The organism is Rhizobium sp. CFBP 8752, assembly GCF_014842035.1.
Lineage (GTDB): Bacteria > Pseudomonadota > Alphaproteobacteria > Rhizobiales > Rhizobiaceae > Neorhizobium > Neorhizobium soli.
The window spans coordinates 94,345-107,715 of record NZ_JACYUZ010000002.1 but is presented as its reverse complement, the minus strand read 5'-3'; the positions used below and the strand labels follow the sequence as shown (position 1 = coordinate 107,715).

The following is a 13,371-nucleotide window of genomic DNA, read 5'->3' as shown; positions in this document are numbered from 1 at the left end:
TACCGCGCGTCAAAACGGCGACCGGACATTCCGTGGAGGAGAAGAAAATGAAGAAACTTTTGCTTGCTCTCGTCGCCAGTGCGGCGATGCTTTCGGCACCCGCAATGGCGCAGGACAAGAAGCTCAAGATTGGCGCGACCACCTATGGTCTCAATGCTGAATTCATGCAGATCTGGTCGGCGGCTCTGAAGGAACATCCGGCCGTCAAGAGCGGCAAGGTCGATGTCACGGTGTTCGATGGCCGATATGACGCGCTGGTCCAGCAGGAACAGTTCAACACGATGATCACACAGAAATTCGACGCGATCATCTTCGTGCCGATGGATATCGAGGCCGGCGCGACCGCTGTGCAGATGGCCCATGATGCCGGCATCCCCGTTGTCGGCTCCAATGCCCGCGTCAATTCCGATCTCCTCACATCCTATGTCGGCTCGAACGACGTGGAAGCCGGCGAGCTCGAAGCCAAGGCAGTCTTGGACAAGATGGGCTGCAAGGGCAATCTCGTCATCATCGAAGGCCCGATCGGCCAGTCCGGCCAGATCCAGCGCCTGGAAGGCAATGAAAAGGCACTCGCTGCCTGCCCGGACGTAAAGGTTCTCGAAAAGCAGACCGGCAACTGGTCGCGCGCCGAAGCTCAGACCCTGATGGAAAACTGGCTGACATCCCATCCGGGCCAGATCAATGGCATCATCGGCCAGAACGACGAAATGGCACTCGGTGCGATCGAGGCAATCAAGGCTGCAGGTCTGAAGGTTGAAGACTTCGCGATTGCCGGCGTCGATGGCGTGACGGATGCGATCAACTCGGTGAAGCGCGGCGAGATGGCTTCCATCCTGCAGGACGCCAACGCCCAGGCTCAGGGCGCTCTCGACGTCGCCATCAAGGCCGCCAACAAGGACTACAAGCCCGAATCGAAGATCTGGACCCAGTATCCGGACATGAAGTGGGCGGATGGCGCCGAGAAGGACTACCTCGTGCCTTGGACGCCTGTCACGAAAGAAAACGCCGACAAGCTGCTCGAGTCCCGTAACTGATACTTTTCGTTTTCGATCCAAGGGAGGGGCGGTGACCGCCGCCCCTCCCGTCTCCGTCGCAAAGGCTTGAAGACATGAGTGATACCGCTCCCCAGATCGACCTGAATTTCCCCCTGAACGGCAAGATTGCCGTCGTCACCGGCGCCGCATCCGGCATCGGCGCTGCCGTCTGCGACGCGCTGACCGAAAAGGGCGCGACCGTCGCCGTGCTTGACCTCAATGCCGAACTGGCCGCAGCAAAAGCGGCCGAACTCGGTGGCGCATCGAAATCCTTCGTCTGCGATGTCTCGCAGGCATCTTCCGTCGAGAAGGCGATCGCGGGCGTCCTCGACACCTTCGGCCACATCGATATAGCCGTCAGCAGCGCGGGGGTCGTCTTCCTCGCTCCGGCCGAGGATCTGTCGCTCGATTACTGGGATAAGACGATCGACATCAACCTGAAGGGCACTTTTCTCTTCACGCAGGCAGTCGGAAGGGCGATGATCGCCGCTGGCAAGGGCGGCAAGATCGTCAATCTCGCCTCGCAGGCGGGCACCGTCGCAATCGAGGAGCACGTCGCCTACTGCGCCTCCAAATTCGGCGTCATCGGCATGTCGAAGACCTTCGCGGCCGAGTGGGGAAAATACGGTATCTGCGTGAATACCATTTCGCCAACAGTCGTGCTGACGGAACTCGGAAAGAAGGCTTGGGCCGGCGAAAAGGGTGAAAATGCGAAGAAGCGTATCCCGACCGGCCGTTTCGCCTACCCGCAGGAAATCGCCGCAGCGGCAGTCTTTCTTGTCTCCAATGGTGCGGACATGATCAACGGCGCCGATCTCCTGATCGACGGCGGTTACACAATTCTCTGAGGACAAACCATGCAGCGTTTCGTCAATAATCCTGATCTTGTCGTCGAAGATACGGTCAAGGGCTTCGTCAAGGCCCATTCCGATATCGTCCGGCTTGCGGAAAACCCACGTGTCGTCGTGGCGAAGAATGCCCCCGTCAAAGGCAAGGTCGGCATCGTCACCGGCGGCGGTTCAGGTCATGAACCCGCCTTCATGGGCTACACCGGCAAGAACATGCTGGATGCGGTCGCCGTTGGCGAACTTTTCTCCTCGCCGACAGCCAAGAGCTTCTCTGACGCATTCCGCGAGGCAAATGGAGGCGCCGGAGTGGTGTGCCTTTACGGCAATTATGCCGGCGACAACATGAACGTGAAGATGGCAACCAAGCTTGCCACCAAGGAAGGAATCGAGGTTTTGACGGTCGTCGCCAACGACGACGTCTGCTCGGCTCCTCTGTCCGAGCGGGAGAAGCGCCGCGGGGTCGCCGGCGAGATCTTCATGTGGAAGATCGGTAGCGCCAAGGCCAGCCAGGGCGGCTCGCTCGAGGAGGTTCGCGCCGTCGCGCAGAAGGCGATCGACAACTGCCGGTCGATCGGCGTGGGCCTTGGCCCCTGCACACTTCCCGCCGTCGGCCATCCCAATTTCCAGATCGAGCCCGGCACGATGGAAGTCGGCATCGGCCACCATGGCGAGCCTGGGGTGCGGGTCGAACCGCTCAAAAAAGCCGAAGACGTTGCAAGGGACATGGTGAAGATCGTGCTCGACGATCATGACCTGCCGGCCGGCGTCGAAGTCGCCGTGCTCGTGTCAGGCCTCGGCGCGACGCCGCTCAACGAACTCTACATCCTCAACGATACGATCGAAACCGAGATTTCCGCGCGTGGCCTGAAGGTCTACAAGACCTTCATCGGCAACTATTTCACGTCGCTGGAAATGGTGGGAGCGACCCTGACGGTCATGGCGCTCGACGACGAAACCAAGCCGCTTCTCGATCTCGAGACGCGCTGCACCATGCTGCTTTAAGGACCTGGCGATGCAGACTTTCCTCAATGCCCACGCGGGCGATATCGTGATTGCGATCGCCGACCGCATCTTCGAAAACCGCGCCTATCTCAGTGAGATCGACGGCAAGATCGGTGATGGTGACCACGGCGTCAACATGGCCAAGGGCTTCGGCATGACGTCCGAGCGCCTCAAGACCCAAGACGTGTCGCTGGCCGAAGCCTTCGATACGCTCGGCACTGTGTTGATGACGGAGATTGGCGGCTCTATGGGTCCGCTTTACGGCGTGATGTTCACCGAGTTCGCAGAAACGCTCGAAGGCAAGGATGTCGTTGACGCTCGCCTCTTCTCGACAATGCTTCATATGGGCCTTGCCGGCATTCAGTCGATCGGTTCTGCCAAGGTTGGCGACAAGACGCTGATCGACGCGTTCGTGCCGGCCATCGAAGCGTTCGACAGCACGGTCGCAGGCGGACAGTCCTTTGCTGACGCGCTGGCGGCGATGACCGAAGCCGCCGACAAGGGACGTGATTCCACCATCGACCTCGTCGCGAAGATCGGGCGCGCCAGCCGTCTCGGCGAACGCTCGCTTGGCGTTCTCGATGCCGGTGCCACGTCATGCGCCTTGATCCTCAAGGAAATCGCGAAGGGCGTGTCAGGCAAGTTGCAGGCGCCCTGAACTCAGCAAACCCCTCCCAGGACCGGGCGACCTGCCTTTTCGGGCAGGTCGCCGCCGAATTCCAGAAATAAGAAGCCAACGTCGATGAATTGTCCTAAAAAATTCGGGCGGTCCGGATAGCTCGGCCCCGAATCGACTGTCGGAGCACGTTTCGGATTGACACCAGTGAAGACACAGCAGTCCGGCAAGGCGATGATCGGCACCAACGATGTCGAACACGCCCGCGAGGGCATGTCTCTGAGATATGGCGACGACCCCCTCGTCTGGGCCTGCTGGCTCTATTACGAGGATCGTCTTACCCAAGGCGATATCGCTGCCACGATGGGTGTGTCGCGCGCCACGGTGAACAACTATCTCGCAGAGGCGCGTGAGCGCGGCATCGTCAACATCGCCATCGAACCCGCCCGGCTTGCGTCACTGACCATCGCGCGCGAACTCAAGCGGCATTTCGGGCTCGTCGACTGTCTTGTCGTCCCCAGCGAAGAAACCGGCAAATCGCTGATCGAACGGATCGGTGCTGCCGGCGGCCAGGCATTGCAGCGTCTGATCAAGTCGGGCGATACGGTCGCCGTTTCCTGGGGGCGCACAATGCTTGCGATCGGCGAAGCTGCCCATGTTCCCGGATTGCAGGATGTCACGGTCATTCAGGCGGCGGGCGGAACACGGGCAAGCTTTTCCTATACGCCGGAGCTTTGCGCAGCGGCTGTCGCCGGGGCCGTTGGCGCCAAGCTCGTCAACATATCCGCCCCCGCCATCCTCTCGTCTCGAACGATGCGTGACGCTCTGTTGGAAGAGCCGCTGGTGGCCGATCAGTTCGGCATGCTGTCGCGTGCCAACAAGGCGCTTTTTGGCATCTCGTCACTGAGGCCGAATTCGACCATTCACACAAGCGGCTTTTTCGAAGACGTGGCGCTGCAGGATTATCTCGCCAAGGGCGCCGTCGGCGCCGTCTCTGGCCGCTTCATCGACGGCCAGGGGCGTCCGGTGGCAGGGCCGCTGGACGAGCGCCTGATCGGCATGTCACTCGACATGCTCAAATCGGTCGGCCTCCGCGTTGCTGCGGCCGGAGGATTCGACAAGGTGCCGGCGATCCTCGCTGCCCTGCGCGGCGGATATGTCAACGTGCTGATCACCGATGCGGCGACCGGACGGGGTATTCTGAATGCCGACGGCGTGACCGTCATCGACCAGATGCTTGCGCAGCGCCCTCGGTCGGAAAGCCCGTCTAGCCAAGGGACAGGGACGCGGACCCGCAATCGCGTGAAGAAGTTCCTCAATGATCCGGATCATGTGGTTGAGGAAATGCTGGAAGGCGTCGTGCGGGCGCATCAGAAACATCTGATGCCCGCCGGAAAATCCAACCGGGCGTTGATAGCCAGGGAAGGTCCGCGGCCCGGCAAGGTCGGTCTTGTCATCGGCGGCGGCTCCGGTCATGAACCCTGCTTTCTCGGCTATGTGGGAAAGGGGCTGGCGGATGCGGTCGCCGTCGGCAATGTCTTTTCCTCCCCGCCGCCGATGCCGATCCTGCATTGCGCCCGGGCGGCTTCGGGTGATGCCGGTGTGCTTTTCGTCTACGGCAACTATGCCGGGGACGTCATGAACTTTGAGATGGCGGCAGAAATGGCCGAGGCCGAGGGCATCGCGGTGCGCACGGTCCTGACCACCGATGATGTCGCCTCGTCCTCCATGGAAGACCGGGACGGCCGACGCGGTGTCGCCGGCAATTTCTTTACCTTCAAGATCGCCGGTGCAGCCTGCGACCGCGGTCACTCGCTCGACGCGTGCGAAGCACTGACACGCAAGGCTAACTCCCGCACATTCACGCTGGGTGTCGCACTCGAAGCCGGCTCTATGCCGCAGACGCGCCGTCCGAGTTTCGAGATCGGGGAAGACGAGATGGAGTTCGGCATCGGCATCCATGGCGAACGGGGTGTCAGTCGCGAGAAGATCGAGAATGCCGACGCGATTGCGGACAAGATTATCGATCGCATATTTCACGAGATGGGGGCGATCGCAGGCAGCCGTGTCGCCGTGCTGGTCAACTCCTTCGGTGCAACGCCATTGATGGAGCTCTATATTCTGTTCAGGCGTGTCGAGCAGAGGCTGAAGGCCAAGGGCATCGAGATCGAAGCAAACTGGATTGGCCACTACTGCACATCATTGGATATGGTCGGCGCGTCGATCTCAATCCTTCATCTTGATGACGATCTGTCTACTCTGCTCCATCATCCCTGCGACACTGCGGCGTTGAAAATAGGGTAAGGCAGGGCTTTCAATGGCACAGTGCAACAGTTGGAGGGAAATGGTGCACGGAAACGATGCGCGCTTACTCAGCCGAATGTTCAACAAGATCTCCGATGCGATGGCCAAGGAGAAGGATTACCTGACCGAGCTTGATGAGGCGATCGGAGACGCCGATCACGGCATCACGATGTCGCTTGGCTTCAGCGCTGTTGCGAGTGAATTGTCGCGGAGCGATCTCGACAGCAGGACTGCCGCCGAAGTCATGGCGGCTGCTGCGACCACGTTTCTCGATGCGGTAGGCGCATCCACGGGCCCGCTCTATGCGACCGGCTTTCTCCATGCATCCGATCGTATGAACGCACATCGACCTCTCGATGCCGCTGGCCAGGTCGCGATGCTGAGAGCCATCACAACCGGCATTCAGCAGCGGGGCAAAGGAATGCGCGGAGACAAGACCATGCTCGATGCCTGGATGCCGGCAGCCGATGCGGCGGAGGCGAGATCCGGCGAACCCGGACACATTTGGTCCTCGGCCTGCGAAGCGGGAGAATTGGGCGCCAAAGCAACGCAATCCATGATCGCGCTTCGTGGTCGCGCAGCAAGACTGGGCGAACGCTCGCTTGGCCATATCGACCCTGGCGCTGCCTCCGCGGTCGTGATCCTCAAGGCGATGCGAGAAACCTTCGACGGGGCGGCATCTGGCTGACAATTGGGGGGCGGACAGCTCGATGGCTTTTGCGGGGCCTGAGTCCCATAAAATAGCGCCCGGGATTCAAGTAACCGCATAGTCCTCTCCGCACAGTAGTTTGTCGAGGCACCGCGCTTTCCCCCTGCTGCTCAGCGTCGGCAACAGAATGGTTGAGATCGGCCTGCCCGTTATCCACCTGCGAATAGATGAATCACGTCGGAACGAAAACGAAGTCGCCTCACTCCCGATATTTCCGCATGAAGCGGCTGTCGATGAGATGCTTCCACTTGGCCACCCAGCGGCCGGCCACGGCTATGTTCCACTTGTCGGCAGTGGCCCGCCCGTCGGCGAGAGAGATCAGTGCCAGCCATTGCCGTTGCGGTTGATAAGAAAGCGGGGCTTCTCCGCAGAAGCTGCGGCGGATGTTCTCGGCCAGAACCGGTCCTTGCCGCACGGCAAACACGCCGGCCTTTGGACGGGTGCTCGGCAGAGATGCGACGTCGCCGGCGGCGAAGACATCCGGATGCGACAGGGATCGCAACGTTTCGTCCACACAAATGAAACCGCTTCGGTCGAGGAGAAGGCCGGTCTCGCGCAAGAAGGCCGGGGCGCCGCTCGACGTCGTCCAGATGACCTGATCTGCTGGAAGTCGCCTCCCATCGCGAGCGACGAGCTCAGCGTCGTGGAAAGCGACGACATCGAACGCGGGGTGATGGGCGATGGCCGCCCTTCGCAGTTCCCGCTCCAACAAATGCCGCGCCCGCCGACTGCGCTCCGGAACCAGCTCCGCTGCCCGTCCGACGAGGGTTATGCGGATGTCTCGTCCGGCAAACCGGCGTCTGAGCGCAAAGGCGACCTCGACGCCTGCCACCCCCTGCCCTACGACCGCGAGCGTTGAGAGCCGTCCTTCTGCGGCCAGCGCATCGAGCCGGGCAAGGCGATCGGCAAAGCTTGCGATCGGCTTTACGGAGATGCCGGTTGATATGCCGTCGGGCAGTGAAGGGGTGGAGCCTATATCGATCGAGAGCAGGCCGTAGGCGAGGCTTTGGCCGCTTGCAGTAGAGACGACGCGGCGTTCCGGGTCGATAGCGGTAGCCGTGGTTTCGGCAAAGGTGACGCGAGAGCGCGCGCACAAGGTCGCCAGATCGATGTGGAAATCGTCGAAACCATATTCCCCCGAGATATGGCCCGGAAGCATGCCGGAATAAGGCGCATAGCGCGACGGCGAAACCAGCTTGATCTGCGAACCGAGACCCATCTGACCCAGCAGGCGCACCACCTCGACATGGGCGTGGCCACCACCGAGAAGCACGACCGGGATTTTCGCGCTTGCCTCAGTCATGAGCCGCTCCCTTTACTCCGATACGATGAACGGGACCGCCAGCGGCCTCGGCATCCGCTTCGTCATGGGTGACGAGAATGACCGGCAGGCCGGCGGTTCTTGCGCGCTCGAACACCAGGGTTCGCATCTGGGCGCGCAATTCCATGTCGAGCTTGGAAAAGGGTTCGTCGAGCAGCAGCAATCTGGGCCGGGAGACGAGAACGCGGGCAAGCGCCACCCGGCCTTTTTGTCCGCCGGAGAGCGTGGCCGGGTCCCGGTCGGCAAAATCTGCAAGGTTCATGTCGGCGAGAATGTCTGCCGCGATCTGCCGGCGTTGGCGGCGATCTCGCACATCTGCCGGAATGGCGAAGGCGACATTGGCGCCAACAGACATATGCGGGAAGAGCAGCGGGTCCTGGAACAGGATCCCGGCGCGACGGGCTTGCGGCTCCAGCGACAGGAGATCGACACCATCGACAAAGACGGTCCCTTTGGCGTCGAATACAGGATCGAGAAACCCGCCGATGAAGGACAGCAAGGTGGATTTGCCCGATCCCGAAGGTCCCATGACGGTGACGACTGAACCGGGAGGAACGTCCGCGGTCAGCGCAATCAGGCTGACATCACCCAGACGGATCAACACATTCGAGAGGGAGAGGCCATTGGTCGGCTGTCGCTGGACGATCATCAGACCCTCATATCCCGGCGGTTGCGGTGGAGCGCTGCGGGGATCAGCGCGAAGAGCACGAAGGCGAGGAAAGGCAGGATGGTCTGCAGCAGGGCATAGACTCCGATGACACGGCGGTTGTTGCCGGAGGCTAGAGCGACGGCCTCCGTGGTGATGGTCGAGAGCCGCCCCTCCCCGATCAGGAGGGTTGGCAGATACTGCCCAACCGAGACGGCAAAGCCAAGGGCAAGTGCTGTCAGGATCGGACGGACCAGCATGGGCAGGCGGATCGACACGAGCACCGACAGCCGTGACCGGCCGAGTGCTGTCGCAATGATCTCGTAGCGACGATCGAGCGCGCGCCAGGGATCGGCGAGCGAGAGAAAGACATAAGGCAGCACAAAGACCAGGTGCACGAGCACGAGGGCTGTCAGCCTGTAATCGCCGCCACCACTACCGATGAAAAGCAGCTGCAGGCCGAAAACGAAGGTGATCTGCGGCACGATCAGCGGCAGGTAGAGCATCAACAGCGCCTTCTGGCTCACGCGGCGTCCCGTCTGAATCTCCCGCTCCAGGCAGCCGACGGTCAGCAGGATGGCCAGCAGCGTCGAGGCGAGACCTGTCACCAGTGTCGTTACGAGCGGATCGCCAATGCGCGGCAAGGCACTCATCCAGCTCCTCGGCGTAAAACTCTGCGGCAGGATATCGGGAAACTGCCACAGACCGGCGACAGACCAGATGGCCAGAATGGCGAGGCCTGCGAAGACGGCTCCGCCGATCAGGCCGACGACCAGGATCGACGCGCGGCGCAGCAACTGGTCGCGAACGAACCGCCATCCCCTGTCCCGCGATGCGCGGAGCAGGACCGCAGCGACCCGCTCCAGCATCAACCACAAGAGCAATCCTGCCAGGGTGACGCCCAGTTGCAGGACGGCACCGGCCGAGGCGAGGAAACGCACGGACAGATCCGGATCATTCATCCACTGGACGAGCCGGGTCGCGAGCGTGCCGGGCAGGTTGGGACCAAGGATCAGCGCCACATCCACGACCGAGGACGAGTAGGCGATGACGGCATAGACGGCAAAACGGATCTGCCGGTAAAGCGACGGCCAGAGCAGGTAGACGAAGCCCGCAATACGCCCATAACCGAAGGAGGCTGCAAGCCTTCGCGCAGCGGAAAGCTCCACCTGCGGCAGGGCCGCCAACGTGACCAGAAACAGGAACGGTGTTTCCTTGATCACGAGGCCCGCGATCATCGTCAGCCCCATCGGGTCATGGGGGATAAGAATGTCCGGCGGCCGATCAATGCCAAAGAGAGGCGCGACGAGGCGAATAAGGAAACCCGATGGCGCGATCAGGAAGGCGAGCCCGAAAGCGGCCGCCGCATGGGGCACGGCCAGGAGAGGCGACAGCAGATGCTGCAGGCGTGACAGCGTCGGTGTGCCGGCGTAACTCGCAACGAAGATCAGCGTGATGCCGAGAGAAATCAGGGTGGCGGCGAGGCCGGTTGCTACACTCAAGACTGCCGCTGTTGGCAGACCCGGTGTCGCCGCAAGATCTCGAAAGGGTTGCAGGCTGAGGTCATGTCCGCCGAGTGCGGGCAGATAGCCGAAGGCCGGCAGCAACGTGCCGAGGAGCCCGAAAGTGATCGGCAGGACCAGAAGGCTAAGCGTGACGGCAACCGCACTCCTCGGAAGAAGTGCGGTCATTCCGTTCAAAAAGGAGCGATCGGTCGCCTGGGCTGTCACAGCTCAGTTTCCGCTGGCGTAGCGCCGGCGCCATTCGACCTCGATGCGCTCCATCCAGCTCGCATGCGGCTCGGCAATCACGGGGCCGAGCTTGTCCGGCGCAAGGGTGGCTGCGCCGAGGTCGAGCGCTTTGAAGGCGGCACGATCCGGCTCCGGCAGTTTTGACATGGCGAGAACGGTCGGATCACCCCAATAAGTCGGGTCCTGCTTGCGAAGCTGCGCTTCAGGCGAGATGAGGAAGTTCGCCGTCACCAGCGCCCCCTCCTTCGCATTGGCATTGTAGGGGATGGCGACGAAATGGGTGTTGCCGAGCGTGCCTTTGGAGAAGGTGAAGGAGCGCACGGTCTGGGGCAGTTCGCCGGCCTTGATCCCGGCAGAGGCTTCCGACGGATTGAAGGCGAAGATGATGTCCAGTTCGCCGTCGGCCAGCTTCTGTTTCATATCCGAATAGTTCTGCGGGAATGTCTTGCCCGAACGCCAGGCTGCCGGATGCAACTGGTCGAGATAGGCAAAGAGCGGCTCGACATCAGCGTTAAAAGTCTCTTCGCTGACCGGCTTCGCCAGTTTGGAGGGGTCGGCGATCACCTCGCTCAAAACCTGTTTCAGAAAGGACGAGCCGCTGAAGTCCGGTGGGGCCGGATAGGAAAACCGGCCTGGGTTCTTCTTCGCCCAATCGAGAAGCGCAGTCGCGTTGTCCGGCATGGCGAAGGCTTCGGTGCGCGCGCTGTCATGGAAGAAAACCATCTTCGCGCCACCCCAGGGGCTTTCAAGGCCCTCTGTCGGCTCGGTGAAATCTGTGAGGATGGTCGGCTGGTTTTCGACATCGACATAGGCCCAGTTGGGCAGCGAGCTTGCCCAGCCGGGGGTGAGGAGCAGCCCTTGCTGCTTCATCGAGACGAAGTTTTCGCCGTTGATCCAGATGAGATCGACCGAGCCGCCGTCATTCTTGCCGGCTGCTTTCTCGGCGATCACCTTGGCGACCGCGCTTGCGGTATCCTCGAGCTTCACCTGCACCACGCTCACCCCGTAGCGTGACTGCATCTCGGCGCCCACCCATTCGAGATAGGCGTTGATGTTTTCCGAGCCGCCCCAGGCGTTGAAATAGACCGTCTGGCCGGTTGCTGCCTTCTCGACGGCTGCCCAGTCGGAAAGCTCGGGGCCGGCGGCTTTCGCCGGAAAGCTACTTGTGGCTGCCATCAAAGCGGCGGCGAAAATTCCTGTCATCAATCGCATGATGTGCCCTACTCCCTGAAAGTCGACCGCCTGACGCTGACGCGCTGCGGCTCCTGTTTGAATTACGTCTTCGAGATGCGCCGGGTTTCATGCTTTCTTGCCGGGCCCCATTTTCCGTCGCGCGAGCGCGGCCGCAATCTCCTCGCTTGGTGCCGGATCATGCAGGGCGCCCGCCATTGCAGTCAGATCATGGGTGATGCGCATCTGTTCGACGAAGGCCCGGCATCCCCGGCAAATCGCCAGATGTAGCCTGATGTTGAGCCGCGGCCAGAAGCCGAGATCGCCGTCGATCAGAAGGCTGGCGCGCTCGACCACTTCATTGCATCGAAACATGGCTCAGCCCTCCCCGGATGTGGTAAAGTGAACGCTCATTGCGAACTCCTGCGCTTGGCGATCTGCCGCACGAGCGTCGGGATCAGCGCCACCAGCGCCAGCGCGAAGAAGGCGAGCGTGATATCGCGCGTCACGAGATCCGAAATCTGCGCTTGCCTTCCGCTCGCCTGCGCGGCGACCAGCACACTGTCAACTCCCTGGCCGAGATAGGCATAGGCGAAAGTGCCGGGCAGGATGCCGAAGAACGTGGCGGCTATGAACCGCCCGAGGCTGATGTCGAACAGGGCAGCCGCGATATTGACGACGAAGAAGGGAAAGACCGGAGCGAGCCGGATGACGAAGAGATAGCCGAAGGCATTCTCCCGGAAACCGTCCGCCATTTTCTTGATGACGCCATCAACCCGGTGGCGCAGAAAATCGCCGAAGGCCGAGCGCGTGGCGAGGAACAGGATCGCCGCACCGACCGTGGCACCAACGGCCACCAGCGCCCCCCCGATCATCCAGCCGAAGAGGAAACCACCGAAGATGGTCAGCACGGAAGCTGCCGGAAACGAGAAGGCGACGGCCGCGATATAGACGAGCAGGAAGATCACGGCCGACCAGAGGACATTGGTGTCGACGTAACTCCTCAAAGCCTCCCGTTGTTCGGCAAGAAATCCGAGGCTGAGATAGTCCTGCAGGCCGAAGGCATAGCCGAGTGCGAGGCCGGCGATGACGAGGACCAAGGGCATATAACGCCACATGCTACCTTTGCCGACAGCGCCCTTCGAGGTGGTGGGCTCGTCATCCGGCGGCGCGCCGTGTTGTGGGGAACGGCTGTCAATCATGGCGGTTTCCGTGAAGCTGCGGCACGCCTTGTGGGATCGGATGTACCGGCGCGACAGATCCCGCGTGGTCACTATGGCTTGATAGGATCGAATGCGGCTGGACTTTGAAGGCGATTGTTTTGCTAATGACGCCTGAGCTGAGGCTGGGGGCAGCATGGCGCAGGTTGATGGTGATGATCGGGCTCTGGCGCTGCGTCTCGTCGATGGGGATGCGGTAGCGTTCGAGTTGCTCTATCGCCGGCACAATGCCGCGATGATCCGTCTTTGCAACGGCATCGTCCGCTCGCGTGTCATCGCGGAAGACGTCGCGCAGGACACCTGGGTCACAGTGCTCGACCGCATCGATCTCTTCGAAGGGCGCGGATCGCTTGCAAGCTGGATCTACACTATCCTGATCAACAAGGCGCGCAGCCGCGCCAGACGCGAAGGCCGCACGGTGTCCTTCGACGATTTTGGTGTCGACGGCACCCTCAACGACGCGTTCGACGGGCGCGGCCACTGGCGCATCATGCCCGCACTTTGGGAAAATCTGACGCCGGAACGCCATGTCGAGGGTCGAAGCATTCTGCAGCATGTGGAAGCCGTCATCGAAACTCTGCCGCAGGCGCAACGCGCGGTGCTGATCCTTCGTGGCCAGCAGGAGCTTGATCCGGCGGAGGTCTGCACCCTTCTCGACATTTCCGAGGGCAATATGCGCGTACTTCTGCACCGGGCGCGGCTGACGGTGCGGAACGCGCTTGACCGGCTCAATGCGGATCCCTGAGAGGG

At 61.6% G+C, this 13,371-nt stretch carries 13 protein-coding genes; 7 read left to right on the top strand and 6 right to left on the bottom strand.

All coding sequences use genetic code 11. The features are described 5' to 3' along the window. Positions 1-47 precede the first annotated feature (47 nt). From IFT59_RS13735 to dhaL (IFT59_RS13710), 6 genes are all read left to right on the top strand, one after another. The gene (locus IFT59_RS13735; RefSeq protein WP_062578278.1) at positions 48-1,034 is read left to right on the top strand and encodes a substrate-binding domain-containing protein; all 987 of its coding nucleotides are present in this window, start codon (positions 48-50) and stop codon (positions 1,032-1,034) included. A gap of 74 nt (positions 1,035-1,108) precedes the next feature. Continuing rightward, entirely contained in the window at positions 1,109-1,882 is a 774-nt protein-coding gene (locus tag IFT59_RS13730; protein ID WP_192078551.1) for an SDR family oxidoreductase, read from the top strand. A 9-nt stretch (positions 1,883-1,891) separates the two neighbouring features. After that, on the top strand, positions 1,892-2,884 hold the full coding sequence (locus IFT59_RS13725; protein ID WP_062578282.1) for a dihydroxyacetone kinase subunit DhaK: 993 nt from the start codon (positions 1,892-1,894) through the stop codon (positions 2,882-2,884). A 10-nt stretch (positions 2,885-2,894) separates the two neighbouring features. Further along, positions 2,895-3,542, top strand: coding sequence for a dihydroxyacetone kinase subunit DhaL (gene dhaL, locus IFT59_RS13720; protein WP_192087235.1), 648 nt, complete (start codon positions 2,895-2,897; stop codon positions 3,540-3,542). 192 nt (positions 3,543-3,734) lie between these two features. Further along, a complete protein-coding gene (locus tag IFT59_RS13715; RefSeq protein ID WP_249407618.1) occupies positions 3,735-5,804 on the top strand; it encodes a bifunctional sugar-binding transcriptional regulator/dihydroxyacetone kinase subunit DhaK in 2,070 nt (689 codons plus the stop codon). A gap of 43 nt (positions 5,805-5,847) precedes the next feature. Further along, the gene (dhaL, locus tag IFT59_RS13710; RefSeq protein WP_192087499.1) at positions 5,848-6,492 is read left to right on the top strand and encodes a dihydroxyacetone kinase subunit DhaL; all 645 of its coding nucleotides are present in this window, start codon (positions 5,848-5,850) and stop codon (positions 6,490-6,492) included. A gap of 220 nt (positions 6,493-6,712) precedes the next feature. Here dhaL (IFT59_RS13710) and IFT59_RS13705 read toward each other — a convergent pair whose 3' ends face one another. The 6 genes from IFT59_RS13705 to IFT59_RS13680 all read right to left on the bottom strand — a co-directional run bounded on the left by IFT59_RS13705 (position 6,713) and on the right by IFT59_RS13680 (position 12,603). Continuing rightward, complete coding sequence (locus IFT59_RS13705; protein ID WP_192087234.1) at positions 6,713-7,816, bottom strand: FAD-dependent oxidoreductase; 1,104 nt, start codon at positions 7,814-7,816, stop codon at positions 6,713-6,715. Further along, complete coding sequence (locus IFT59_RS13700) at positions 7,809-8,483, bottom strand: ATP-binding cassette domain-containing protein (RefSeq protein WP_192087233.1); 675 nt, start codon at positions 8,481-8,483, stop codon at positions 7,809-7,811. Before IFT59_RS13700 ends, IFT59_RS13705 begins: the two co-directional genes overlap by 8 nt. Further along, complete coding sequence (locus IFT59_RS13695) at positions 8,483-10,171, bottom strand: ABC transporter permease (RefSeq protein WP_092663438.1); 1,689 nt, start codon at positions 10,169-10,171, stop codon at positions 8,483-8,485. The genes IFT59_RS13700 and IFT59_RS13695 overlap by 1 nt, the downstream gene beginning before the upstream one ends. Before the next feature lie 42 nt (positions 10,172-10,213). Then, positions 10,214-11,443 carry an ABC transporter substrate-binding protein gene (locus IFT59_RS13690; protein ID WP_092662806.1) on the bottom strand — a complete coding sequence of 410 codons (1,230 nt, stop codon included), beginning with the start codon at positions 11,441-11,443 and terminating at the stop codon, positions 10,214-10,216. A gap of 87 nt (positions 11,444-11,530) precedes the next feature. After that, the gene (locus tag IFT59_RS13685) at positions 11,531-11,776 is read right to left on the bottom strand and encodes a zf-HC2 domain-containing protein (RefSeq protein ID WP_184655502.1); all 246 of its coding nucleotides are present in this window, start codon (positions 11,774-11,776) and stop codon (positions 11,531-11,533) included. Between the two features lie 35 nt (positions 11,777-11,811). Then, on the bottom strand, positions 11,812-12,603 hold the full coding sequence (locus IFT59_RS13680) for a TVP38/TMEM64 family protein (RefSeq protein ID WP_342366101.1): 792 nt from the start codon (positions 12,601-12,603) through the stop codon (positions 11,812-11,814). Positions 12,604-12,757: 154 nt separating this feature from the next. Here IFT59_RS13680 and IFT59_RS13675 point away from each other — a divergent pair, with 154 nt between their 5' ends. Then, positions 12,758-13,366 carry an RNA polymerase sigma factor gene (locus IFT59_RS13675; protein ID WP_174197002.1) on the top strand — a complete coding sequence of 203 codons (609 nt, stop codon included), beginning with the start codon at positions 12,758-12,760 and terminating at the stop codon, positions 13,364-13,366. Positions 13,367-13,371 lie beyond the last annotated feature (5 nt).

Bases quoted from the DNA above. Each gene is read 5' to 3' on its own strand.
- IFT59_RS13735 (WP_062578278.1), top strand. From the start codon at position 48: ATGAAGAAACTTTTGCTTGCTCTCGTCGCCAGTGCGGCGATGCTTTCG.
- IFT59_RS13730 (WP_192078551.1), top strand. From the start codon at position 1,109: ATGAGTGATACCGCTCCCCAGATCGACCTGAATTTCCCCCTGAACGGC.
- IFT59_RS13725 (WP_062578282.1), top strand. From the start codon at position 1,892: ATGCAGCGTTTCGTCAATAATCCTGATCTTGTCGTCGAAGATACGGTC.
- dhaL (WP_192087235.1), top strand. From the start codon at position 2,895: ATGCAGACTTTCCTCAATGCCCACGCGGGCGATATCGTGATTGCGATC.
- IFT59_RS13715 (WP_249407618.1), top strand. From the start codon at position 3,735: ATGATCGGCACCAACGATGTCGAACACGCCCGCGAGGGCATGTCTCTG.
- IFT59_RS13705 (WP_192087234.1), bottom strand. From the start codon at position 7,816: ATGACTGAGGCAAGCGCGAAAATCCCGGTCGTGCTTCTCGGTGGTGGC.
- IFT59_RS13700 (WP_192087233.1), bottom strand. From the start codon at position 8,483: ATGATCGTCCAGCGACAGCCGACCAATGGCCTCTCCCTCTCGAATGTG.
- IFT59_RS13695 (WP_092663438.1), bottom strand. From the start codon at position 10,171: ATGACCGCACTTCTTCCGAGGAGTGCGGTTGCCGTCACGCTTAGCCTT.
- IFT59_RS13690 (WP_092662806.1), bottom strand. From the start codon at position 11,443: ATGCGATTGATGACAGGAATTTTCGCCGCCGCTTTGATGGCAGCCACA.
- IFT59_RS13685 (WP_184655502.1), bottom strand. From the start codon at position 11,776: ATGTTTCGATGCAATGAAGTGGTCGAGCGCGCCAGCCTTCTGATCGAC.
- IFT59_RS13680 (WP_342366101.1), bottom strand. From the start codon at position 12,603: ATGATTGACAGCCGTTCCCCACAACACGGCGCGCCGCCGGATGACGAG.
- IFT59_RS13675 (WP_174197002.1), top strand. From the start codon at position 12,758: ATGGCGCAGGTTGATGGTGATGATCGGGCTCTGGCGCTGCGTCTCGTC.